The 23,157-nt window shown below is 61.5% G+C and carries 24 protein-coding genes and 1 tRNA gene; 18 read left to right on the forward strand and 7 right to left on the reverse strand.

The features are described from left to right. The first annotated feature begins 5 nt into the window (after nt 1-5). The 4 genes from IPP35_10445 to ugpC all read left to right on the forward strand — a co-directional run bounded on the left by IPP35_10445 (nt 6) and on the right by ugpC (nt 5,703). Nucleotides 6-1,415: a phosphoglucomutase/phosphomannomutase family protein gene (locus tag IPP35_10445; protein MBL0059503.1), complete on the forward strand. Its 1,410-nt coding sequence runs from the start codon at nt 6-8 to the stop codon at nt 1,413-1,415. 444 nt (nt 1,416-1,859) lie between these two features. Beyond that, nucleotides 1,860-3,260 carry a diguanylate cyclase gene (locus IPP35_10450; protein MBL0059504.1) on the forward strand — a complete coding sequence of 467 codons (1,401 nt, stop codon included), beginning with the start codon at nt 1,860-1,862 and terminating at the stop codon, nt 3,258-3,260. Beyond that, nucleotides 3,250-4,587: a GGDEF domain-containing protein gene (locus IPP35_10455; protein MBL0059505.1), complete on the forward strand. Its 1,338-nt coding sequence runs from the start codon at nt 3,250-3,252 to the stop codon at nt 4,585-4,587. The genes IPP35_10450 and IPP35_10455 overlap by 11 nt, the downstream gene beginning before the upstream one ends. A 3-nt stretch (nt 4,588-4,590) precedes the next feature. Then, nucleotides 4,591-5,703: a sn-glycerol-3-phosphate ABC transporter ATP-binding protein UgpC gene (gene ugpC, locus IPP35_10460; GenBank protein MBL0059506.1), complete on the forward strand. Its 1,113-nt coding sequence runs from the start codon at nt 4,591-4,593 to the stop codon at nt 5,701-5,703. A gap of 514 nt (nt 5,704-6,217) precedes the next feature. On the opposite strand, the gene IPP35_10465 is transcribed toward ugpC, so the two are convergent. Next, nucleotides 6,218-6,303, reverse strand: a tRNA-Leu gene (locus IPP35_10465). A 102-nt stretch (nt 6,304-6,405) separates the two neighbouring features. Between IPP35_10465 and radC the strand changes: the two genes are divergently transcribed. The 5 genes from radC to IPP35_10490 are packed head-to-tail and all read left to right on the forward strand — an operon-like array spanning nt 6,406 to nt 9,307. Then, nucleotides 6,406-7,086 carry a DNA repair protein RadC gene (radC, locus tag IPP35_10470; GenBank protein ID MBL0059507.1) on the forward strand — a complete coding sequence of 227 codons (681 nt, stop codon included), beginning with the start codon at nt 6,406-6,408 and terminating at the stop codon, nt 7,084-7,086. After that, nucleotides 7,083-7,484 (forward strand): VanZ family protein, encoded by a 402-nt coding sequence (locus IPP35_10475; protein MBL0059508.1) that lies wholly within the window; start codon nt 7,083-7,085, stop codon nt 7,482-7,484. Before radC ends, IPP35_10475 begins: the two co-directional genes overlap by 4 nt. A gap of 10 nt (nt 7,485-7,494) precedes the next feature. Then, complete coding sequence (locus IPP35_10480; GenBank protein ID MBL0059509.1) at nt 7,495-8,208, forward strand: hypothetical protein; 714 nt, start codon at nt 7,495-7,497, stop codon at nt 8,206-8,208. Continuing rightward, nucleotides 8,205-8,588 carry a hypothetical protein gene (locus tag IPP35_10485; protein ID MBL0059510.1) on the forward strand — a complete coding sequence of 128 codons (384 nt, stop codon included), beginning with the start codon at nt 8,205-8,207 and terminating at the stop codon, nt 8,586-8,588. The genes IPP35_10480 and IPP35_10485 overlap by 4 nt, the downstream gene beginning before the upstream one ends. Then, a complete protein-coding gene (locus tag IPP35_10490; GenBank protein MBL0059511.1) occupies nt 8,492-9,307 on the forward strand; it encodes a DNA recombination protein RmuC in 816 nt (271 codons plus the stop codon). Before IPP35_10485 ends, IPP35_10490 begins: the two co-directional genes overlap by 97 nt. Before the next feature lie 41 nt (nt 9,308-9,348). Here the strand turns inward: IPP35_10490 and IPP35_10495 are convergent, their stop codons facing one another. Both IPP35_10495 and IPP35_10500 read right to left on the reverse strand, forming a co-directional pair. Beyond that, nucleotides 9,349-9,666 carry an iron-sulfur cluster assembly accessory protein gene (locus IPP35_10495; protein MBL0059512.1) on the reverse strand — a complete coding sequence of 106 codons (318 nt, stop codon included), beginning with the start codon at nt 9,664-9,666 and terminating at the stop codon, nt 9,349-9,351. A gap of 19 nt (nt 9,667-9,685) precedes the next feature. Continuing rightward, complete coding sequence (locus IPP35_10500) at nt 9,686-10,009, reverse strand: iron-sulfur cluster assembly accessory protein (GenBank protein MBL0059513.1); 324 nt, start codon at nt 10,007-10,009, stop codon at nt 9,686-9,688. Between the two features lie 85 nt (nt 10,010-10,094). Here IPP35_10500 and def point away from each other — a divergent pair, with 85 nt between their 5' ends. The 6 genes from def to IPP35_10530 all read left to right on the forward strand — a co-directional run bounded on the left by def (nt 10,095) and on the right by IPP35_10530 (nt 15,348). Beyond that, nucleotides 10,095-10,631, forward strand: a complete 537-nt coding sequence (gene def / locus IPP35_10505; GenBank protein MBL0059514.1) for a peptide deformylase — start codon at nt 10,095-10,097, stop codon at nt 10,629-10,631. Between the two features lie 7 nt (nt 10,632-10,638). Continuing rightward, complete coding sequence (locus IPP35_10510; GenBank protein MBL0059515.1) at nt 10,639-11,568, forward strand: methionyl-tRNA formyltransferase; 930 nt, start codon at nt 10,639-10,641, stop codon at nt 11,566-11,568. Between the two features lie 15 nt (nt 11,569-11,583). Beyond that, nucleotides 11,584-12,471, forward strand: coding sequence for a protease HtpX (htpX, locus tag IPP35_10515; GenBank protein ID MBL0059516.1), 888 nt, complete (start codon nt 11,584-11,586; stop codon nt 12,469-12,471). A 12-nt stretch (nt 12,472-12,483) separates the two neighbouring features. After that, a complete protein-coding gene (gene rlmN, locus IPP35_10520; GenBank protein MBL0059517.1) occupies nt 12,484-13,545 on the forward strand; it encodes a 23S rRNA (adenine(2503)-C(2))-methyltransferase RlmN in 1,062 nt (353 codons plus the stop codon). Nucleotides 13,546-13,618: 73 nt separating this feature from the next. Next, on the forward strand, nt 13,619-14,671 hold the full coding sequence (locus tag IPP35_10525) for a PASTA domain-containing protein (GenBank protein MBL0059518.1): 1,053 nt from the start codon (nt 13,619-13,621) through the stop codon (nt 14,669-14,671). Nucleotides 14,672-14,685: 14 nt separating this feature from the next. After that, nucleotides 14,686-15,348: a ribulose-phosphate 3-epimerase gene (locus IPP35_10530; GenBank protein MBL0059519.1), complete on the forward strand. Its 663-nt coding sequence runs from the start codon at nt 14,686-14,688 to the stop codon at nt 15,346-15,348. Between the two features lie 102 nt (nt 15,349-15,450). Here the strand turns inward: IPP35_10530 and IPP35_10535 are convergent, their stop codons facing one another. Continuing rightward, nucleotides 15,451-18,114 carry an AsmA family protein gene (locus IPP35_10535; GenBank protein MBL0059520.1) on the reverse strand — a complete coding sequence of 888 codons (2,664 nt, stop codon included), beginning with the start codon at nt 18,112-18,114 and terminating at the stop codon, nt 15,451-15,453. Continuing rightward, complete coding sequence (locus IPP35_10540) at nt 18,111-18,485, reverse strand: hypothetical protein (GenBank protein MBL0059521.1); 375 nt, start codon at nt 18,483-18,485, stop codon at nt 18,111-18,113. Before IPP35_10540 ends, IPP35_10535 begins: the two co-directional genes overlap by 4 nt. A 116-nt stretch (nt 18,486-18,601) precedes the next feature. Here IPP35_10540 and IPP35_10545 point away from each other — a divergent pair, with 116 nt between their 5' ends. Together IPP35_10545 and IPP35_10550 are read left to right on the forward strand one after the other, a co-directional pair. Next, entirely contained in the window at nt 18,602-19,297 is a 696-nt protein-coding gene (locus IPP35_10545; GenBank protein ID MBL0059522.1) for a hypothetical protein, read from the forward strand. After that, nucleotides 19,294-20,832, forward strand: a complete 1,539-nt coding sequence (locus tag IPP35_10550) for an ATP-dependent DNA helicase RecQ (protein ID MBL0059523.1) — start codon at nt 19,294-19,296, stop codon at nt 20,830-20,832. Before IPP35_10545 ends, IPP35_10550 begins: the two co-directional genes overlap by 4 nt. Nucleotides 20,833-20,942: 110 nt before the next feature. On the opposite strand, the gene rlmD is transcribed toward IPP35_10550, so the two are convergent. Together rlmD and IPP35_10560 are read right to left on the reverse strand one after the other, a co-directional pair. Next, on the reverse strand, nt 20,943-22,100 hold the full coding sequence (gene rlmD / locus IPP35_10555; protein MBL0059524.1) for a 23S rRNA (uracil(1939)-C(5))-methyltransferase RlmD: 1,158 nt from the start codon (nt 22,098-22,100) through the stop codon (nt 20,943-20,945). Continuing rightward, a complete protein-coding gene (locus tag IPP35_10560; protein ID MBL0059525.1) occupies nt 22,097-22,396 on the reverse strand; it encodes a hypothetical protein in 300 nt (99 codons plus the stop codon). Before IPP35_10560 ends, rlmD begins: the two co-directional genes overlap by 4 nt. 127 nt (nt 22,397-22,523) lie before the next feature. Between IPP35_10560 and IPP35_10565 the strand changes: the two genes are divergently transcribed. Then, nucleotides 22,524-23,108, forward strand: coding sequence for a hypothetical protein (locus tag IPP35_10565; GenBank protein ID MBL0059526.1), 585 nt, complete (start codon nt 22,524-22,526; stop codon nt 23,106-23,108). Nucleotides 23,109-23,157 lie beyond the last annotated feature (49 nt).

Below are 23,157 nucleotides of genomic sequence, written 5' to 3' on the forward strand. Positions count from 1 at the left end.
GCGTTATGGCTCAACCCATCGTTTTTGGAACGGACGGCTGGCGCGGGCTCATCGCCCGGGATTTCACTTTTCCGAACGTGCGGCGGGTGGCGGAGGCCCTGTCGGTGGTTTTGCGGCCCCGGTCCCGGGTGGCCGTGGGATACGATTTCCGTTTCTTGTCGGCGGAGTTCGCGGAGGAAGCGGCACGCATTTTGTCGGCCCGGGGACACCGGGTGTTCCTTGCCAAAGAGGCCACCACCAGTCCCGCTCTTTCTTTTTCCCTGAAAGGTTTGGGCGCCGCCGCCGGCGTGATGATCACGGCCAGCCACAACCCTTCCTCCTACAATGGATTCAAGATCAAGGTCCCGCCCGGACGGTCGGCGGACCCGACCTTCACCGCGCTCGTGGAATCAAAGATCGAGTCCGAGGCCCCTCGACCGGAGCCGGGACCGGCTCCGGATGCGTTTTCCCCGAGGGAGGGCTACCTCGCCCATCTCCTGTCCCGCCTGAACCCCGCGCTGTGGCGGGGGAAGAAGCCCCCGATCGCGGTGGACGCCATGCACGGGACAGGCGGCCCCGTTTGGACCGCCCTCTTCGATCGGCTGGGGATGAAAGGGGAGATCGTGCGGGGGAATCGAGACCCGCTCTTCGGCGGGACCGCGCCGGAACCCATTGAAAAAAATCTAGCACCGCTCGTGGACGCCGTTCGGCGGAGCAAAGCGGCGCTCGGGGTGGCGGTGGACGGCGACGCAGACCGTTTGGGCATCGTCGACGACACGGGCGCTTACCTGCCCCCCCACACGGTCTTCCCTCTTCTTTTGACGCACCTGGTTCAAAACCGGAAATTGAAGGGGAACGTGGTGCAGGCGGTCTCCCTCGGCTATTTGTCGGAACGGATGGCCAAAGCCTGGGGCCTGCCGCTGACTCACGTCCCCGTGGGGTTCAAATACGTGGCGGACGAGATGGCTCGCCGCAAGACGTTGTTGGGGGGCGAGGAATCGGGCGGTTTCGGTGTCGGATTGTGGGGGTTGGAGCGGGACGGGATTCTTTCCGGCCTTCTCTTGATAGAGATGGTTCTCGCCTCCGGCAAACCGCTGTCGGCGCTCCGTCGGGAAATGGCGGAAAAGTTTGGCGCTTCGGATTTTCAACGGGTGGACCTACCCCTGCGGACGCCCGTCCCCGATAAGGCCGCCTGGGCCGCCGCCGTGGCCCAGCGCGTGCCGGAGAAGCTCGCGGGGCGGCTCGTGAAGGAAAAACGAACGGCCGATGGTTTGAAGATTATTCTGGCGGACGGCGCCTGGCTTCTCCTGCGGCCCAGCGGAACGGAACCCCTGCTTCGGACCTACGCCGAAACGCCGGATCCCGCCGTCACGGCTCAGCTTCTCCGCAAGGCCCAGGAATGGGCGGGGACGAAAATCGGGCCGCCTGGATCATGAACCGGAGGGGGGATAGGGGGCGGTCCCTTTCGGAGGCGGAGTATTTTTCCCTTGTAAATTTCTGTTTTGGATCTATACTAATAGGGAGTGAAGTTGAGCTGTGGGCTCCTCTGGATCGGATGACGTTAAGGCCAATGCCGGTCCCTTAAGTCCCGGAGGGGCCTGGCCCCCTTCATGGGGCTCTGTTTAAGTGGGTAAAGTTTGGATGTCGATGTCAAAGGAGCCCGATCCATCGGGCAACGACGCTTGCCTGCAGGGAAGTGACGGGCCGGTGTTTCAGTTGTTTTAAGAAAATGATCCAAAGGGTCGGTCGGGGGTCCTGTTCCCGATGGCCCATCCTAACCGAAATTCCAGACGCCAGGGAGGGCGGCTGGAAATCGGACTTTCGTTACGGAGGACACACGGTTTGATGACAACCCGGGCACGACCACAAGGAATCACGCGGTGTCGTTAACGGAACCTCAACCGCTCCTGTTGTTCTCGACGGGCGCCCGTTCGCGGGGCACCCAGTTGGCTGCGCTGTTGATCGGCCCCGCGGGGCTTCCCCTTTTTACCGCCTTGATCCTTTGGGGAATGGTCCGCGCTCCCCTTCCCGCCACCCACCTTTTCCCCCTCTTCGTTTCCCTGGAGTTGTTTCTCTACCTTGGGGCGGGACTGAGCTGGGTGTTTGCCACGGCGATTTTGGCTTCGGCGGTCGCTTTGGGCGGATTCTTTTTTTCCATGGCGCCCTGGGCCCGGACTCTTTACGCCATCCACGGGATTTTGGTGTGGGTGGTGTTTTGGGTCCTCAGTTTGTTCGACCGCCGTCGGAACGCCACCTGGAACCATTTTCACGAGGAATGGGATGGTCTCGAGCTGGATCTCTCCCGCCTTCAGGCCGATGTCGAAACGGCCCGAACGGTGATCGAAGACAACCAAGCCCGCATCGGCGCCTTCGATCGCCTCCAACTGTTCACCGATGACCTCATTGGTCCCTACCACCGGGACGAACTGCTCCAGCGCGCTCAAGCGGGTTTGCGAACCATGTTTCCCAAAGCCCGGGTGACGCTTCACCTCTTTCCCAAACCCGACGCCCCGGACCCCGGCGACGAGTGGGGCATGAAGGTGTTGCAATGGGGCCAACCGAGGCTCCTGACGTCGCGGGCCTCCACGACCCCCACCTGGGAGCCCGGCCTTTTCATCTGCCTTCCGGTCAAGGGGCGGGAAACCTACCTAGGGTGGATCGCCCTGGAGGCTAAAAGCGCAGACCAGCCCTTCCACATCCACGACCTCCGCCTGGCTTCCATCGGCTCGGACCTGATTTCCCTGGCGCTCGGCAACACGGAACGTTTCAGCCAGACCGAGGCTTTGGCCATTTCAGACGAGCTGACGGGGGTTTACACCCGAGGCTACTTCAACGAGCGTCTTTTGGAGGAGTTTGGGAAGGCGCGCCACAACTCCCGCCCCTTCTCTTTGGTCCTTCTGGACATCGACCACTTTAAAAAGGTCAACGACGCCCACGGGCACCACATGGGCGACGAAGTTCTTCGCTGGCTGGCTCGCCTTGTCACGGCCCAGGCCCGGGAGACCGATTTCGTCGCCCGCTACGGCGGCGAAGAATTTGTGGTCATCATGCCCTCGACCCGCGGCGCCGACGCCTTCCGGTTCACCCAACGCCTCGTTAAAATCATCGCCGCCACGCCTTTCCGGTGGGGGCAAAAAAATATCAAGGTCACCGTATCCGCCGGGGTCGCCACCTTGACGGACGACGTGGCGAACGAGGAAGAAATGATCCGTCGTTCGGACGAGGCTCTTTACGCCGCCAAGAACGGCGGCCGCAATCGGGTGCGCGCCCATGCGGATTGATTTCGATCTCGCCCACGCCCTTTTGTTCTGGGGGACCGTGCCGGTCCTCTGGGGGTGCATCCTTTTCAGCGACGCCCGCTGTTTTTTCTTTGGCGGCATCTTCGGCGTCCTCGCGGTCCTTCATTCAGCCACGGGCCTGGGGGGCGCCGTGGACCTGGCGCTCCACTTGGGGACCTATGGTTTGGCGGTCATGGTTCCGCTCTATTTCCGTCGGTCGCAGAGCGCCCTCGAGCGGGATTTTACCCGGCGGCGTTCCGCCCTCCAGGAACAAAAAACCAAGGTCCTCCATAAACACGAATCGGTTCTGCGGGAAAAGGCCGACCGACAGGAAAACCTCGAAGCGCTTCAAAACCGCTTCGCCCTGGTGCAGGTCATGGCCACGAAACTTGAGGCCGGCGAGATTTTGCAAACCCTGGGCCACATGTGGAAGAAGCGCGCGGGGGTGAAAGGGGCCTTGATCCTTCGACGGCAATTGAACGGAAATTGGGGCACCGCTTTTACCGACGGACACTTCAACGCCCAAGACTGGGTGCGGGTTCTGGCCTCGCACCCTTCCCTCGGCCGGTCCCGGAACATCCGGCGCTATGCCGCCTCCGGCAAACAACTGACGCTTCCAGGCCAGCCTTTCGGTTCCACCTGTCTCCTCGTTCCCTTTACCTGGGACAAAGACATTTTGGCCATGGGCATTCTGGAGGTGGATCCCAACGGCCTGGAGGAAAGTAGCGAGGGGTTCAATATCGAGCGGAAACTTGTTTCCATCGGCCTGCGCCGCGCGGACCTCTACGATTTAATGACCGAGCGCAGCCGTTTCGACGCCCTGACCGGGGCCTTTCTTCGTCGGAGCATGACGGAACGGCTCGAGGACGGGCTGAGGAAATCGCACCGTTACACGACCCCCCTCTTTTTCGCCCTCATGGACATTGACAGTTTCAAGACGCTGAACGATCGCTGGGGCCATCTGGTGGGGGACAAAGTCCTCATCCATCTCGCCCAGGCGGTTCGCCGCCTGGCTCATCCGGGCATCACCTTGGGTCGTTTTGGGGGAGACGAGTTTGCTTTAATCTTGGAGATGGAAACCGTGACCGAAGTGTTCGCCTGGTTCGAGCGTCTCCGGCAGGGCGTGGCGGAAACGCCCCTCCGGGACCGTGAAGCCATTATCCGTTACACGGTCAGCGCCGGGATCAGCGCTTATCTGCCGGAACGGCCGCCGCTGTCCGAGCTGATGGCCCAGGCGGACCATGCCCTCTATCAGGCCAAACGCGCAGGGCGGGACCGGGTGATGCTGTGGCGCGCGCCGGGCACCACGGCGCCTGCGTCCAGGAAATAGCCCATGGCCCGACTCTCCCTGCAAAATGTTTCCAAGTGGTACGGCCTGGTGCCCGGGGTCCAGAACATTTCCTTCGATGTGGAAGACCGGGAGCTTTTCGTCATGGTAGGGCCCTCCGGGTGTGGAAAAACGACACTGCTTCGGCTGATCGCAGGGTTGGATGACGTCACCGAAGGTAAGATTTTTATCGACAAACGGGTCGTCAACCATGACCCGCCCAAGGCGCGGAACGTCTCCATGGTGTTCCAAAACTATGCCCTCTACCCCCACATGACGGTGATGGACAACATGTCCTTCGGTTTGAGGATGCGCGGCTATTCTGACGAGGAAATTCAGGCGCGGGTGCGCCAGGCGGCCGAGATGTTGGATTTGGTGGCTCTTTTGAACCGCAAACCGAGCGAGATTTCGGGCGGTCAACGCCAGCGGGTGGCGGTGGGGCGCGCCATCGTCCGGAAGCCGAAAGTGTTTTTGTTCGACGAGCCGTTTTCGAACCTCGACGCGAAGCTCCGGGGAGAAACGCGGGGGGAACTCATCCGGCTTCATCAGCGCCTGCAGACCACCATGATTTACGTGACCCACGACCAGGTGGAGGCCATGACGCTCGGGGATCGCATCGCCGTTTTAAAAGACGGCGCGGGCCAGCAGATTGGAAAACCCATCGATCTATACCGCCGCCCCAAAAACCGGTTTGTGGCCGAGTTCATCGGAAGCCCTCCCATGAACTTCTTTAACGTGACTGTTCTGGACCGCGGCGACAGCGTCTGGCTGGATCAAGGCCACTTCCAATTGAAACTGCCGCCTCGGTATCGGCGAACCGGTTTTTTAAAAGACGGCCTGGAAATCCTTTTGGGCGTTCGCCCCGAGGATATTCATGACCGGCTTTTTCAAACCGGCGCTGTAACCGAGGGGAACACGGTGATCGCCATGGTCCAATTGGTGGAACCCGTGGGCGCCGAAACCCACGTTCACCTGGACGCGGGGGGAACGCGTTTCATCGCCCGGGTTCATCCCGACAATCCTCTGGAGATGAACCAGCCCATGGAACTGGTCTTCGACTTGGACAAAATCCACTTGTTCTCCCGCAACGGAAAAGAACGTTTTTCCCTGGAAGCCTAACCCGACGTCCCGTCGCCCAATCGATCGTTGTGGGACCCACCTTGCGTTGAATTTAATTTAAGACGGTTCGTTGGCTGGGGGGAGAGGCGGAGGATTTACAAATCTGCCGGAGGGGGGACTTCCCTCTCCCCCGCGCCTTCGGCGCTCCGCCGAGGGCCGGCCACTCGCCCTTCATCCGCCATTCATGGCGGCGGGCGGTGGCTTCAGCCCCCTCCTTTATCAGGAAGGATCTACAAATCTGCCGGAGGACTTCCCTCTCCCCGCGCCTTCGGCGCTCCGCCGAGGGCCGGCCACTCGCCCTTCATCCGCCATTCATGGCGGCGGGCGAGTTGGCTTCAAGCCCCCCCTCCTTTATCAGGAAGGATCTACAAATCTGCCGGAGGGGGGACTTCCCTCTCCCCCGCGCCTTCGGCGCTCCGCCGAGGGCCGGCCACTCGCCCTTCATCCGCCATTCATGGCGGCGGGCGAGTTGGCTTCAAGCCCCCCCTCCTTTATCAGGAAGGATCTACAAATCTGCCGGAGGGGGGACTTGAACCCCCACGCCGCATAAGCGGCTTGAGATTTTGAGTCTCACGCGTCTGCCGATTTCGCCACCCCGGCCTGAGGGTGTATTATCTTTTTTCCGTCGATGAATGTCAACATGGGTGGCCGGGCGTTTTTCGGGCTTGGAGCGGGGCTCTGGGTCGGGTACAATTAATCACCGTGGACGACACTCCCGACTATGCCGAACATCGGAAACGCCTTCGCCACCGGTGGGACACCGCGGGGGGGAAGGGGTTCGCGGATTACGACCTCTTGGAACTCTTGTTGACCTACGCCATCCCCCGCCGGGACACCAAGCCCCTGGCCAAACGGTTCATGGAAAAGTTCGGGTCCTTTAAAGCGGTGCTGGACGCGTCGCCGGAACAGTTGTCGGCGGTGGAAGGCGCGGGGGCGGCGACGGGTTCCTTTGTCGGGCTCCTGCGGGGGGCCATGGAACGCTATTTTGAGACGCAAGCCCGGCAATCGGACCTGCTTAATTCCCCGGAGGCGGTGCTGGCCTATTGCCGTGCGTCCTTGGAGGGGCTCCGGAACGAGGTTTTTGACGTGGTTTATCTCTCGACAAAAAACCGCGTGATCGGCAAAGATCGTTTGACGGAAGGGACCATCGACCAGGCGGCGGTTTATCCACGCCGGGTGGTGGCGGGAGCCCTGGCGGCCAACGCGGCGGGTTTGATTTTTGTTCACAACCATCCCTCGGGCGATCCGACCCCTTCCCCGGAGGACAAGCGGTTGACGACGCTCCTTTCCCAGGCGGCCCAAACGGTGGGCATCCCCGTTCTCGATCACATCATTGTCGGCAACGGACGACATTACAGTTTTCGCGATCGAGGGCTCCTATGAAGATATGGCGGTGGGCCTCCCGGTGGGGCCCAGTGGCGGCGTGGGCCGGGCTCATCTTTTTCCTCTCGTCGATCCCCGATACCCGGACGGGAGGCGGATCGGAACTTCCGGAACTCATGTTTCGAAAGGCGGCCCATCTGACCGAATACGGGATTTTGGCGTTCCTTCTGGCGCGGGCCCTGTCCGGGCGCGGGTGGAGCCCCCGGAGGATTTTCGCGACGGGTCTTTTATTCTGCGTTCTTTTTGCGGCGTCTGATGAGATCCATCAATCCTTCGTGCCGGGTCGGTTCGGAAAAGTCCGGGACGTGGCGCTGGATAGCTTGGGCGCGGCCCTGGTTTTGAGTTTGGACGCCCGTCGGAAAGAATCGGCTCTTTTCCGACGGGAGACTGTGGTATAATACTCCCGCTATGGCGTCCGAACCAGATTATTTTGATGGGATCCGCTTCGATCGAGAGTGGGAGGAGGAGGACTGGGAGCGGTTCTTCGACGCCCAGGACCGCCTTTCTTCCGATCTCCGGCGCAAGGTCGGGTCTCCCCCGGAACGGCCCTCCGCCGATCCAGCGCTCACCTTCCGCGGCGTTCTGCGCCAGTTCGGCATGGACCCGGACAACCCCGAGGCGTCTCCCCGTCCCTTCGCCCTGGACCAGGTGGTGGGTCCCGACGGAGCCGTGGGCCTGCCCTTTTGGCATCCGGGGGCTGACCACGAACGTTTGCCTCTCTACCTGCAAGCCGCCGAATTTCACCGCCAGTCAGCGGAATTCGTTGAAATCCGTTTCGCCAAAATGCTCGCCAAAACCTACAAGAGCGCCTCCTACCGGCAATTCCAAAAGGTCCTGCCGGAAATCGAAGATCGGGCCCGGGCCATCCCCCGCCTGATCGCCCTCGGGCACCGCGTGGGCTACGACCCGTTCGGAGCCAAGGGCAACATCGTCCGTTGCCGTCGGGCGCTGGAACATGCGGAATCCTGTGTCAGTCTCCTCTCCCGCCTTCCCCGCCGCCACATGGACCGCGACCTTTACCAACGGTTCTTCGCCGATGGCATCCGTCTCCGGAATGGGCTTTTGGATTGGATCCTTTTGCTTCGGACCCGGTTCGCGGCCCGTTCGAACCGGCGCCCATGAGTTCCGGGATGGTGGTGGCCGTGGGGGTTTTGGCCATCGTGGCCGTCCTGGCGTTGGTCCTGGCTCTGCGCGCCCGCCCCGGGAGCGATCTGGTCCTTCTCCAACAGCAGATCGAAGCCCTGCGGCGCCAGTCGGCCGATTCCGCCCAAAGCCAAACCCAGCTCGTGACGGACCGCCTCCTACGGTTGAGCGCGGACGTCAACCGTCAGTTGGAAACGGTGGGCCAGCGGGTCCAGGAAAGCCAAAAATCGGTGGGGATCGGCTGGAGAGCGCTACCCGCGTGGTGGGCGAGGTCCAAAAAAGTTTGGGCGCCTTGGGCCAGGCGTCCGAGAGAATATTTGAGATCGGCAAGGACATTTCGAGCCTTCAGGACATTTTAAAGGCGCCCAAACTGCGGGGCGGGCTAGGGGAGTTCTTTCTGGCCGATCTCTTGGCCCAAATCCTGCCGGCGCAAAACGTGGAGCTTCAACACACCTTCAAAACGCGGGACACCGTGGACGCGGTGATCCGCTTGGGCGGACGGCTGGTTCCGGTGGACGCCAAATTTCCGCTGGAGAACTTCCGGAAGATGTTAGCGACGGTTTCTGAAGAAGAGCGGCGCTCCCTGCGGAAAAAGTTCGCCGTGGACATGAGGAAGCATGTGGACGCCGTGGCCTCCAAATACATCCTGCCGGACGAAGGCACCTTCGATTTCGCCCTGCTCTACATTCCGGCGGAGAACGTCTACTACGAATGCATCGTCAAAGACGATCCGGAGGAAAGCGCCCTCGTGGAATACGCCCTGCGCCGACGGGTAGTGCCCGTGTCCCCGGGAAGTTTTTATGCCTATTTGCAGGTGATCGCGCTGGGCTTGCGGGGATTTCAAATCGAAGAAAACGCCCGGCGCATCATGGAGGATCTGGGCCGACTGCGGGAGGATTTCGGGCGTTTCGCCGAAGAGTTCGATCTGGTGGGCCGCCACCTCTCGAACGCGAAAACCAAACACGACGACGCCGGCCGCCGACTGGAACGCTTCGAAGATAAACTCTCCACCATCGCCAACACCGCGCCCCCGCTCCTGCCTCCCGCCGAAACGCCCGCTCTCACCTCCCGTCCCTGATCAGGAGCGGGACGCCGCCCCCCTTCCTTTCTAGGGGACGTTTAGACCTTGAAGGAGTCGCCGCAGGAACAGGTGGCGGAAGCGTTGGGGTTTTTGAACGTGAATCGGCGGGAAAAGACGGAATCTTCGTAGTCGAGGGTGGTTCCAGCCAGGAAAAGCAGACTTTTTTTGTCGACGTAGACGGACAGGCCGTCCAGGTCGACCCGGTGGTCATCGGCGGGGGCGGGACCCGCCCAGGGTTCCAGATGGTAACTGAATCCGGAACAGCCTCCCGGGGTAACCTTGACCCGGAGGGCGCGGGCCCCCGAGGGGACCCCGGCCAACAGAACGTTGGCGCGGGCCACGGCCCGTTCGGTCACGTCGAAAAGACCGCGGGATTTAGGCGTTGAAAGATTTTCCGCAACCACAGGAACTCTTGGCGTTGGGATTCGAAATGGCGAACCCGCCGCCGGCGAAATCCTCTTTGTAGTCAATCACGGAACCCGCCAGTAGAGAGGCGGTTTGGGGATCCACCAAAACCTTCAAACCGGCTTGATCCAGCTCCGCGTCCCCGTCTTTTCTCTGGTCAAAGGAGAACCCGTATTGGTAGCTGGAACAGCCGCCTTTCTCCACCAGCACCCGGAGGGATTTTCCCGCCAGGGACGGGTCTCCCGCAACGATTTCCTTCACTTTTTGAGCGGCGCCTTCGGTGAGAGTCACCATATCAACCTCCTAAGGATATAACAATAGATTACAAAAAGTGTCATATATTGTCAATCCCGTCGGTGACATGTATAATGGAGGGGCCATGAACGAGCCCATTCCGAAAAGTCTCCCCGCTCTTCTGCCGATCCGCAAATACGGCGATCCCGTTTTGGTGCGGAAAGCCAAACCCATCCAGCGGATCGACGAGTCGGTCCTTCGTTTGATCCCGGTGATGTTCAACACCATGTACGCCGAGCCCGGCATCGGGCTGGCGGCGCCCCAGGTGGGGGTGTCTTTACGCCTCATGGTGGTGGACGTGGCGCCGGAGGGGAAAAGCCAGCCCCTGGCTCTGATCAATCCCAAGATCGACGAGCGGAAAGGCCGCATCCAATCGGAGGAAGGGTGTCTTTCGTTTCCCGGTATTCAGGTGACGGTTCCCCGGGCGGCCTGGGTGAAAGTTTCGGCGGTGAACGAAAAGGGCCTCCCGGTCACCATCGAGGCCGATGGACTTCTGTCGCGATGCCTTCAGCACGAGCTGGATCATTTGAACGGGGTCGTGATGATCGATCTCCTCTCCCTCCCCCGCCGTGTCACCGCCCTCTGGGAAATCCGCAAACGGAAGAAAGCCGGCCTCTGGTAGGGCCCCTGTGCTGACCACCGTTTTTTTCGGGACGCCTCTCGTGGCCGTGCCTTTTTTAGAGCGGCTGGCCAAAACATCCACCGTTCTGGGCGTTGTCACCTCTCCGGACCGGCCGGCGGGGCGGGGGTACGGGCTCGCTCCAACCGAGGTCAAGCGCGCGGCCCAGTCGCTGGGTATTCCTGTTCAACAACCCGAACGGTTGGCGGGCTTCTCGATCGAAGGGGCTTTCGGAAAGAAACCGGACGTGGGGATCGTGGTCGCCTACGGCCACCTGATCCCGCCCTCTGTTTTCAACGAACCTCGCCAGGGCCTGGTGAACATTCACTTCTCGCTCGTTCCCCAATACAGGGGCGCCGGGCCCATGCAGTGGGTGTTGATCCGGGGAGAAACCGAAACGGGGGTCTCCCTCTTTCGAATTGAGAAGGGTTTGGACACGGGGCCGGTCTTCCTGCAGGGTCGCCAGACGATCGATCCCGCCGACGATGCCGTGACCCTGAGAGAAAAATTGGTGGCCCTGGGGCTTGAACTTATGGACAACTTCCTTCGTCAGTTGGAGGAGGGTCCCTGGGCCCCGACGCCCCAGAGCGGAGCGGTCTCCACGGCGCCGCTTTTGACCAAGGAGGACGGCCGGATCCGCTGGAGCCTCCGATCCGCCGGGGAAATCGTGAACCTGATTCGCGGAACCTGCGAATGGCCCGGCGCCTACGGCGTGTTGAAGGGGCAACGGATGAAAATACGGCGGGCGGAGTCCTGTCCCGGGGGGGCGGGCGCCCCGGGAGAGATCATCGCCGTCGAGAAAGACCGCGGTTTTTTGGTAAAATGTGCGTCGGACAGCCTTCTCGTTCGGAGCCTTCAGCCGGAGGGGAAAAAAGAGATGGACGCGCCCCGTTTTTGGAACGGAGCCCGCCTTTCGGTGGGCGACCGGTTTGAAGAATAATAAAAGGAGTCAACCATGGCATTCATGAAACGAATGGTGCTTTTTATGGCCGTCAACCTATTGGTGGTCGCGACGATTTCCATTGTTTTGAACGTTCTCCAGGTGCGCCCTTACCTGACGAACCACGGCATCGACATGCGGTCCTTGGCCGTGTTCTGTCTGGTGTGGGGCATGGGGGGCTCGCTTATTTCCCTCGGCCTTTCGCGGATCATGGCCAAGATGGCCATGGGCGTGAAAGTGATCGACCCGGTGTCCTCCTCCGGCGAGGCGGCCTGGTTGGTCCAAACCGTGCACCAGTTGGCCCGTTCCGCCGATCTTCCGGCCATGCCGGAAGTGGGCATCTACCAAAGCCCTGAATTGAACGCTTTCGCCACGGGGCCCACCAAAAGTCGTTCTTTGGTGGCCGTTTCCTCGGGACTTCTGGAACGAATGGACCGGAACCAGGTGGAAGGCGTTTTGGGCCATGAGATTACCCACATCGCCAACGGCGACATGGTGACCATGACCCTCCTGCAGGGTGTCGTGAACGCTTTCGTCATGTTCGCGGCTCGCGTGATCGCCTTCGCCATCAGCCAAAACGTGAAAGAGGAAAGCCGGCGGGGGGTCCAAATGATGGTGACCATCGTCCTTGAGATTTTGCTCAGCGTTCTCGGAATGCTCGTGGTGGCCGGTTTCTCCCGACTGCGGGAGTTCCGCGCCGACGCGGGCGGGGCGCGCCTGTCCGGGCGGGAGAAGATGATCGCCGCTTTGGAAGCCCTGGGCCGGGGCGCGGGCCTCGTGGATAAAAGGGCTCCGTCCCTGGCCGCGTTCAAAATTTCCGGTCGGCCCGGGGGATTTCTGGCTCTCCTGGCCACGCACCCTCCCCTGGAAGTCCGCATCGAACGCCTGCGTCGGGCGTATTAAAACGATTCCTTTGTGACTTCTTCCGCCGTCGCCGCGCGGCCTCTGCTGGATATTCCCTTCAACGACTGGTTCAAGGTTTTAGGCCTTGAACCCAAGGAGGCCTATCGCGTTCGGCAGGTCCAAACCTGGGTCTTTGAACGGCGCGTGAAAACCTTCGGCGAGATGAGCGATCTGCCCCAGGCGCTCCGTGAAAGATGGGAAGGCGCCTTTCGTTTGAGAACGTTGCGTCTGACCCGCCGGGAAGTCTCCGCCGAGGATGGGACCGCGCGGCTTTTTTTTGAGGCTTCGGACGGGCGATCTTTTTCAGCGGTCTATCTGCCGGCCAAGGGCGGCGAGGGGGACCGGTCGGCCCTTTGCCTATCAACCCAAGTTGGGTGCGCTTGGGGTTGCGTGTTTTGCGCGTCCGGGCGGGTGCCGTTGGAGCGCAACCTCACTCCGTCCGAAATGGTGGAGCAGGTCCTTTGGGCCGAAGAGGCCTTCGGCCATAAGATCAACAGCCTGGTGTTCATGGGGATGGGTGAGCCCCTGGCCAACTACGCCAACCTGATTTCCGCTCTCCAAATCCTCCGCTCGCCTTTGGGATTGAATTTCGGCGCGCGTCACGTGACGGTGTCCACGTCGGGCTTGGTTCCTCAAATCGAGGCGCTGGCCCGGGAGGCGCCCAAGGTGAACCTGGCCATCAGTCTCCACGCGGCGGACGATGAAACGCGAAAGAAGCTCCTGCCGAAGGCGTCCGCCTGGACCATTAAAACATTGCTCAAAGCGGCCTGGGATTATCAGCGCGCCACCGGCCGGGGCCGCGTGACGTTTGAATACATTTTGATCAAGGGCGTGAACGATTCGGTCCGAGAGGCTCAACGGTTGGCCAACCTGCTCCGAAGCAAGAAGGCCTGGGTCAATTTGATCGCCTACAACCCCGTGGCGGGGGTGCCTTACGAGGCGCCGGACGAGGCGTCCGTGCGCGCTTTCGCGAAGGTGTTGGGGGAGCGGGCCCTGTTCGTTCGGGTTCGCAAGCCCCAAGGCACCGATATCGCCGCGGGTTGCGGCCAGTTAGGCGAGGCGCGTTCTCTGTGACAAACTCGAAAAAAGTTTCTTTCCGTTCCTCGCCTCGCGGCGGCATTTTTTACTCTTAAGAGAGGGTATTTCCATGTCTCCTGACTATCCCAATATTCCAGACGATACACCCCCTGGTTCCCTGAAAGACGATCGCTTGGCCGCCCTCGCCCATCGATTAGGGACGAAGGGAGCCCGCTTCCGGCTCAGTTCCTTGGCGTTGTTCGTTTTTCTCTTTATCGTGGCCGCCCTGGCCTCGGTTTTGGCTCTTCATTGGGCTGTTTCCGGTTTTCTTCATTCGCGGAAAAACGTTACCGTGCCGGACCTCACGGGGAAAAATCTGGAGCAGGCCCTGGACCTTCTTTCTCCCCAAGGGCTCGGGCTCACCAAAGAGGCCGTCCAGTTCGATGAAAGTTCGCCGCCGGGAGCCATTCTCCGTCAAGCCCCGCCGCCTGGGCTCCAAGTGCGGGAGGGAAAAATCGTCCGCGTGACCCTTTCTTCGGGCGGGCAGGTCCTTTTCATTCCCGACCTCACGGCGGTGACCATCACCGAAGCCCAAAACCGCCTTCGGGCGGCGGGGCTCGCGTTGGGAGCCGTCACCCAGGTCTATTCCATCGAGAAAGCGGCGGGCATCGTCATCGAGCAGAACCCGGCTTCCAACGGCGTCGCTCACCGCAACGCCATGGTGGACCTCCGGGTCTCCAAAGGTCCGCCGCCCGAGGGAACCGTGTTGATGCCGGACTTCGTTAACCGCCCCTACGCCCAGGCCCGCCAGTGGGCCGAGGACCAACACATTTCCCCCGACGTGAAAGAGGAGCTGACCGCCGCTTTTCTCCCCGGGCTGGTGATTCGACAGACGCCGGCCCCCGATTCGACCGTTGCGGAAAAAACCGCCATCCATTTCGTCGTGGCCCGTTCTTCCAGCGCGCAATCCCAAGACGTCGTCATGGTCCGTTATCAAGTGCCGGAAGGGTCGGATCGGGTCACGGTCCGCGTCGTGCTTCGCGACGACGGAGGGGAACGCGAGGTCTTTTCCTCGGCTCAGGGAGGAGGTTCCGTTGTGGAGGTCCCCGTCTCGCCTCAAGGCGCCGCCCGGGCCCGGATTTTCGTGAACGGAGTTTTGGTGGAGGAAAAACCCCTCCCGTGAATCGTCCCCCTCTCATCGCGCCGTCCATCCTGTCCGCCGATTTCGCGCGCCTGGCCGAGGAGGTCCGTCGGGTGGAAAAGGCCGGCGCGGACTGGCTTCATGTGGACGTCATGGACGGCCATTTCGTGCCCAACCTGACCATCGGGCCGGTGGTGGTCCATTGGTTGAAGAAATGCACCCGTCTTCCGTTGGATGTCCACCTCATGATCGAACATCCCGAAAAATACATTCCCGATTTCGCCAAGGCCGGGGCCTGGAACATCACGGTCCATTGGGAAGCCTGCCGCCGACCGGCGGATGTGTTACGGTTGATCAAAAAACAGGGGTGTCGGGCGGGGATGTCAGTGCGGCCCCGCACGCCCATCGAAAAGGTGGCGCCCTATTTAAAAGAGTTGGATGTGGTTTTGGTCATGACGGTGGAGCCCGGATTCGGCGGCCAATCGTTCATGCCGGACATGCTTTCCAAGATCCGTTGGCTCCGGGAACGGAACACCAAGCTCAAAAGCTCCCACCAACCATGGATCGAAGTGGACGGCGGCATTAACAACGAAACAGCCCCCCTCGCCGTCCACGCCGGGGCCGAGGTTCTGGTAGCCGGAAACGCCATTTTCGCCGCCAAAGACCCCGCCGCCGCCCTCCAAACCCTCCGCCACCGCGCTCAAACCCCTATCCTGTAATCCCCATTTTGGGTGATCGGGGCCTTGTGGTAAAATAGTTTAATAGTATAGGGCGTCCCTTAATGCTCTTAATGCCTCTAATGCCCTTGAGTGAACGTGGGATTATTTCTTTTTGAAGAGACGCTCGAGGGCTTGGCCGGCGGCCTCTCCGAGGGGGTCTTTGGCGGGGGCGTCGTTCGAGGAGGGGGCCTTCTTCGGGTCGGGGGAACGGTCGGGTTTTCCTTTCCAGCCGCCGATGGCTTTTTTCAGGATGTCTTGGGCGGCCCGGCGGACCGTGTCCCGGTAATCCACTTTGACTTTGGGGTCGCCCAAGGGGCCCTTGAGCGAGGCTTCGATGGTGGGGCGGCCGTCCTCGGCGGTGATCCAGTCGCCGACGCTTCCCCGGACCGAGCCGGGGGGGAGCTTCAATTGCAGGGTGAGGTCCGAATCCAGGTCTCCCAGGCGGACCCGGCCTTTCGCGAGAAAGTCCGTTTGGTCGCTGTCCAGCGTGAAAGTCTTGATGTCGGCCAGTCCCCGGGTGACGACGAACTGGCCGGCCAATTTTTGGTAGGTGATCTCCGCCCCTTCGCGGCCCATGAGTTTGTTGATCTTCTTCGCCACCGGGACGTCGGTGATCTCCCCCGAGGCGGCGGTGACGGAGGCCGTGCCGGATAGAACCGAGAGGTCGGGGCCCACGTCCCGGAGGTTCCAGTTGAATTGAAAGTTCCGCCCGAGATAGTGGGGGTGGGTGATTTCGCCGATGCGGAACACCCCGGCGGCGCGGGCGATGGGCGCCGGGCTGGGGCGCGGCGGGGTTTTAGCCGCCGTGGGGGAAGTCTTCGAGGGCGTGGTCGTGGGAGAGAAGGCCTTCAGCACCTTGTCCACTTCCAGGCGCGCCCAATCGCCGTCCAGAAAGATCGCGGGTCGTTCCCCGTTATCGACCCGGGCGTTCAGGGTGAAAGGCGAGCCGAAGGCTTTCCCGCTCAATCCGTGCACCGACGCCTGTTGGCGATTGAAATCCACTCGTCCCGCCAGTTCGGAGAGTTCCACCCCGGGGACGGGGGTCACGGCGGTTTTCCGCAACCGTACCTGGCCTAGGACGCGGGGGTCGGTGGCCGGGCCGCTGATGTCGGCGTGGAGGGCCGCCTCGCCCCGAAGTTTGAACTCGGCCAAGGACGGCAGGATGGTTCCCAAACGGGACAGGTCCAGGGGGTCTCCGTCGATGCGAAGGGACATGGTTTGCGTGCCCCGGGGCTCTTCCACTTCGCCGCTGAGTTTCAAAACCCCGGCGGCGGTCCGGCAGGTGGCCGATGAAATTTGGATGTCCTGTTGGTCGATCCAACGGCCGGCGGCCGTGATCTGGAGGGGGCTCCCTTCCGTTTTACGGAAAGATTCCCCGTAGCTCCCCTGAAGGGATTGGCCCTCCGCCGTCAAGTCGAAGGCCAGGTTCGAAGGGACCCCCTGCAGTTCCGCCGTGAGCCCCAATGCGCCCTCCAGGCGGAGCGGCGCGGGCCAGGGGCCGCCGGGACGAAGCTGGAGCGCAGGAGCGCGAAGATCTAAAAAGAGCTCCGGCGCTCCCGTTTCGCTGTGGGCGGATCCGGTAAGCGTGAGCGGGACCGCGGCGGGTTTTTCCAACCAGCCCTCGTAAGCGACGACGGCCTCGTCAGCGGCCACCTCGCCGGAGATTTTCCATTGGGCTCCGAAGGCTTCCGCCTCCCATCGGCCCGTGAGGGGGCCCGCCATGGACAGGCCGGGCGCCAGGGGGCTGTTTTGCACGCGGATGGTTTTGGGGTCCAGGCGGATCCCATGGCGGTCGCCCCCGGGGGCTAGTGTGGAATGACTGGAGAGGGCGCCGGAAACGGCGATGCCTTTGTTTTGAGCGTCGAAGGTTCCCTCGGCGGTCAGACTGGCGGAGGAGGCGCGGATCTTCCATCGGCCGGAAAGCGTGGCTTGTTTCAGCGGGTCGGGAAGGAGGACCATCGGTTCAATGTCTTCGGCGGCCAAGGGTGAAAACGCGAGCGTGACCTCCGCCTGGGGCGACGGGAGGGGCGTCAACGTTCCGGAAAGCTCCAGGGATGAGGACCCGAGCCGGAGGGTGAACCGTTCCAGGGAGATTTCGTGGTTTCCCGTGGGGGACATCCGAGCGTTCATCGCCAGCGGGCCGGCCCATCGGGTCTTGGCCCGCACCACCTCGATGTTTCCTTTGACCCGAAGGCCGAAGGGGTCCGTGAGAGAAAAACCGGCCAGCCGCGCGTCCAGGGCATGGACCCCGACGGTGAGGTCCAACACGTCGTCTTCGAGGGTGAACTCTCCCTCCGTCAGGGCGGCCCGGGCGATGAGGAGTTCCATGGCGCGGGCGGTTCCGCCTCCCGAGCCCGGCGGGCCCGCTGGGGCTTGGGCGAGATCGGAGAAATTGAAGGTTCCGTCGGCGGCGCGGTGAACCCGCACGCGGGGACGTTCGAGGTCGATGGATCGCACAAGGATCCGGTGAGAGAGGAGCGGCAGGAGCCTCGGCAAGATGCGGGCGCGCCCCACCTCAACAAAGGTTCCCGCGGAAAAGTCCGGCGATTCGGAAATCCGCACGCCTTCCAACTCCAAGCCCCGCACCAGGCTGACGTTGGCGCCGGCGATTTCCACCTGGCGGCCCAGCCTCGCGCCCAATTTTTCCGCCGCCAATCGGCGGATCCGTTCCGGCGGGTAGCTGTGCCGCAACCAAACTCCCATGCCCGTGAGCGCCGCGAGACCGATCAAGGCCAGGACGGCCATCCATTTGAGGAACCGTTTCATCGGGGGGCCTTCAAATAGCGGGCCTTTATCTCCCGCTGAAACCCGGTCAAATCAGCCAGGGCGGCGTTGAAGGTTTTTCGGGTTTCCGCCTGGTTCGCGCTATCGGCGGCCCGCACGGCTTCCAAGGCGAGCTCCGCGGCCGTTACTCGTTCTTGCAAGCCTTCCAGGTCCGCCTCGATCTTGAACCGGCTGTGGGCGCTGTCGGCTTCGAGCTGTGTTTTGACCCGGCGGGCTTCCGCTTCGCGGGCCTGAAGCCGAAGGGAAAGTTCATTCACGGGCTCCAGGGGTTCGGTTTCCGTCGGCGCGGGGGCGCCTCGCCCGCAGGCGAAGAGAAGACAGAGAACCAGGAGGAAAGCTCGCGGGAAGGACACGGCCGCACCATTTTACCATTTGATCCGACGGGACGAGCGAACTATACATATGTATGGTAATATAGCGGCGACCCCGAGAGGGGCGGCATTTTTGGATGGTTCGCAGGGAGGCAACCATGAATTGGCTTTCGGATCAGGTGGTGGCGGCGGCCCAGGCCGTGGAGGCGGCGGGGGGAACGGTTCGGAATTTTAAGCAGGCGGTGGCGGAACGGTTTTCGGATACGCCAGTCACCGATTGGGAAATTCTTTTTTGGACGCGAGGGGTTAAGCGGGGCCTCATCACCCTCAACAGCCACTGGTTCCGGCTCGGGTCGGGGCGTCAAACCTCGGTGGGCCTTTTCGTGCGGAACGAAGCGGGGCTCATCGTCGGTCTCCGTCGGGAAGCCATCACCCAGGCGGCGGTCTACGCCGCCCTCGTCACCCATTACGGATACCACCGGCGGCACGTGCGGTTTGAATTGGATTTTCTGGACGTGGCCCTTCAAGACGCCGCCGGCCAGGTGACCCTCTACGCCGAAACCAAAGCGTCGGATCGGGTGCTGGAACGCCTGGTGGGGGACCTGACCGCTGGTTTCAAGGACGGTCTCCCGTTCCTGGAACTGGCGGAAGGCCAAAAGCCGCCCGACGCGTTCCAAAAAGCCGCCCATATATTACGGAATCGTCCGGCCCACTTTTGGGCCGTCTCCCCGGGCCTACGCCTGGCTTTCACCGTGGACTATCTCGGGGTTGGGTTCCGGTTGGTCCCCGCCGCCGACATTCCGTTCCACCGGGACGCGGATCTTTTTTCGCTCGTGGAAACCTTTTCCCGATGACCTCGGTGGCCGCCATCCCTCAAACCCCTTTCGAGGTTCTTCGCCAGACGTTTGGCTATGAAAGTTTCCGGCCCGGGCAGGAGAAGATCATCCAAACCGTGTTGGGCGGGCGGGACTGCATCGGGGTGATGCCGACGGGGGCGGGCAAGTCCATCACCTTCCAAATTCCGGCCAAGATTCTGCCGGGCACGGTGCTCGTGATTTCGCCGCTCCTTTCTTTGATGAAGGACCAGGTGGACGGGCTACTGCAGGACGGGTTTCGGGCCACGGCCATCAACTCCTCTTTGGATTTCGAGGAACGGCGGCGGAGGGTGGAGGGGTTTCGGCGGGGGGAATACGAGCTGGTGTATCTCGCGCCGGAAGCCTTGGACGGAAGCTTGCGCGGCCTTTTGCGGGACTGCCCCATCCGACTGCTGGTGGTGGACGAGGCCCATTGCATCAGCCAATGGGGGCATGAGTTCCGCCCGGCGTACCGAAGGCTCCAGGGATTGAAAAGCGAGCTGGGCGGCGTCCCGGTGTTGGCCTTGACCGCCACGGCCACCCGGGCGGTGGCCGCCGACATCATTCAACAACTGGGCATGGTCAAACCCGACGGATACAAGGGGTCGTTTTACCGCCCCAACCTCCACCTGACCTGCCGGAAAAAAGGGGAAGGCCGGAACACGCGGAAGGACATTTTATCCTTCGTTCAACATCGTCGGGGCCAATGCGGGATTGTTTACTGCCTCAGCCGGAAGTCGGTGGAGGCCACGGCGGATTACCTTCGGGCGCACGGCGTCCCCGCGCGGCCCTACCACGCGGGTCTCTCCGACCAGGAACGGCAGAGGAACCAGGAGGCCTTCGCCCGGGACGAGGCCGAGGTCATCGTGGCCACGGTGGCTTTCGGCATGGGGATCGATAAATCCAACGTGCGTTACGTCATTCATCGGGACATGCCCAAGAGCCTGGAAAACTATTACCAGGAAATCGGCCGTGCCGGCCGGGACGGACTGCCCGCCGACTGCGTGCTCCTTTACTCTTGGGCGGACGTGATCAGCCACGAGCGGTTCCTCCAGGACGCCCAGGACCCCGCTCTCGCCGCCGCGTCCAAACGGAGGACCGTCCAAATGTTCGAATGGGCCGACCGGGCCGCCTGCCGGCACCAAGGCCTCACCGCCCATTTCGAGGAGAGGATGGAGGACTGCGGGACCTCCTGCGACGTCTGCCGGAAAACCACCCTGGACGATCTCCTGGGCCCGCCGATGAAATCGTTCCCGTCGTTAAAACCATCCCGCCGGCAGGAGCCGGCGGAGCGGGATTCCTTGTCGGAAGACGGGGACGCTCTTTTCCAGCGGCTCAAAACCCTGCGCCGTTCCCTGGCCGACGCCCAGCGCGTGCCCGCCTACATCGTGTTCAGCGACGCCGTCCTCCTCCGCATGGCGGACCGCCGCCCGCAGACGCCCGAAGACCTCTTGGCCATCTCCGGCGTGGGCCCCGCCAAACTCGCCCGCTACGGCCAAGCCTTCTTGGAAGTTTTAAACGCCGAAACGGCGTGAGAGAGGACCGGAGAATAAATGATCATTTCTTTTTAGCCTTGGGAAGCGTTTTCCCTCTCCCGCTGGCGGGAGAGGGGGGGTATTCGTCGGTAAATTTAAAAAGTGAAGAGTTATTTCCGTCGCAACAGCGCCGCGGTTTCCGTGTGGGGGGTGTGGGGAAATAGGTCCACGGGCTGGACCCGTTCCAGGGTGTAGGTGGGGGAAAGAAACGCCAAATCCTGGGCCAGGGCGTCGGGGTTGCAGGAGACGTAAATCCACCGTTCCACGGGGTGTTCCACCAAAAGCTTCCGGACGTCGGCGGAGAGTCCCGGGCGGGGCGGGTCCATCACCGCCAGGGCTCCAGGCGCGTTCCAGGCGGGGGCGAAATCGGGCGAGCGGGCGAAGGCGGCGGCGTCCAGGGTGTGGAACTCGGCATGGGCGATCCCGAAGGACCGGGCGTTGGCGCGGGCATCTTCCACGGCTTGGGGGTTCAGTTCCACGCCCACCACCCGGTCCGCCGCGTCCGCGCAAAAAAGGCCGATGGACCCCGACCCGCAATAGATGTCGAAAAAAGTCGAGGCGCGGCTCCCCTCGCCCACCCAGTTTCGAATCACCCCATAAAGCACTTCCGCGGCCCGGGTGTTGGTTTGAAAGAAAGTCCGGGGGGAAATTTGGAAGGTCAACTCTCCCAGCCGTTCCTCAATGTATCCCGGCCCGGATAGGACGGCCCGTTCCTCACCCCAGGCCACGTCGGAGAGCCCCGCGTTCACGGTCCAAAGCAAGGTGTCCACCCGAACCCCGCTGGCCCGCAGGGCCTCCATAAAACTTTCCCGGGGAAGGGTCCCTTCGGCGGTCACCAAACACACCATGCGCTGGCCCGTGTTTTTTCCTTCCCGCACCACCAGGTAACGCAAAAATCCCCGGTGGGACTTCAAATGGTAGGTCGGCACGTTTTCCCTGAACGCCCAATCCCGCACAGCGGCCATGAGCGGCCCCGCCTCGGGGGAAAGCAGGCGGCATTCCGCGAGGTCCACGATGCGGTCAAACTTCCCCTTTTGGCGTAGCCCCAAGAGGGGCGGGGTGTCTTTCAATCCGCCGAAAGCGAACTCCATTTTGTTCCGGTAATGGAACACGTCCGGCGATGGGAGGATGGGAAGGATTTCACGCGGAGCAAACGGCAAGACCACGTGGCGGATGGCCGCTTCTTTCGCGGCCAACTGCTCGGCGTAGGGTTTGTCCTGGGTGGCGCACCCGCCGCACGCCCCGAAATGCGGGCAGAGCGGGGTCAAGACGCCGATGGGGTCATCTCCGGATCGGCTACGAAGTAGCCCGCAAAGCCCCGCACCAACGCCTCGGTCTGCTTTACCGGCCACCCTTGAATTTTTTCCTGAACGGAGGTATGCTTCATAAAGCGTTCCAAACCGATTTCAAAAGGCAGGGCATGGCCCCCCGCCTGGTTGATAAAGGAGAGATAAAGGTGAGCCCAATGGGCGATAAAGGGAATACGTTTTTCCAAAGCAAGCCCGCGCTCGCGAAGGTAAATTTGAAATTCCGGCAGAAAATCAGACTTATAAAAAGTTTTCATAGTCTGCGATTACGAGCCTATTGTAAAGATTTTGGTCACGATTAAAATGGTAATTCATCTGACCAAGGGCGTCAACGGGCCCATCCCGAAGATTGGCAATAGAACATAATAATTGTTGGGCCTGATAATGAATAGACAATCGTCGTCGCGAATCTTTTTAATTTTACTTCCGTTCCTGCATTTTTGTTCGGCATTATCGTGGGCCGCAGAAAGAGCGGATTGGCAGCAATATGTCGACAGTGCCAATGGTTTCTCTTTTGCGTTCCCAAGTGACTACATTCTTTCCAAGGGGCATCTAGCGGTTACAGAAGACTGGTGGGGTGATCCCAATTTGGGGAATCCCCCTGGAGAAAAACTTATAAAGATCTCTTCAAAACCGTTAAAAAAATCTTCCGACTATGTGGAATTAAGTATTTGGAAATCCTCTGATACGGATTGTTCAGGTCGCACCTCCAAGAGCGAAAGTCAATTTTTAAAATTTCCTCCTACAAAAATAATCGGAGGTTCATTGTTCGAAAGATACGATGATGCGGAAGCCGGCATGAACCATGGAATGAGCCTCTTGGGTTACACAGGGAATCGGAATAAGGCTTGCTGGCGAATTCAGTTGTTTCAAAGCTGGCTGGGCGGAGATCCGCACCCGTTGGCCGATGGAAAAGGCCCTGAAAAGATGTTTGTGCGATTCTTGGATTCTTTTAACTTTCGCTCTTGAAGACACACGGCCCAACCCATCGTTCCAGCGGACGCCAACAGCGGGCGCC

This window comes from Elusimicrobiota bacterium (genome assembly GCA_016721625.1).
In the GTDB taxonomy this organism is placed as follows: domain Bacteria; phylum Elusimicrobiota; class Elusimicrobia; order FEN-1173; family FEN-1173; genus JADKHR01.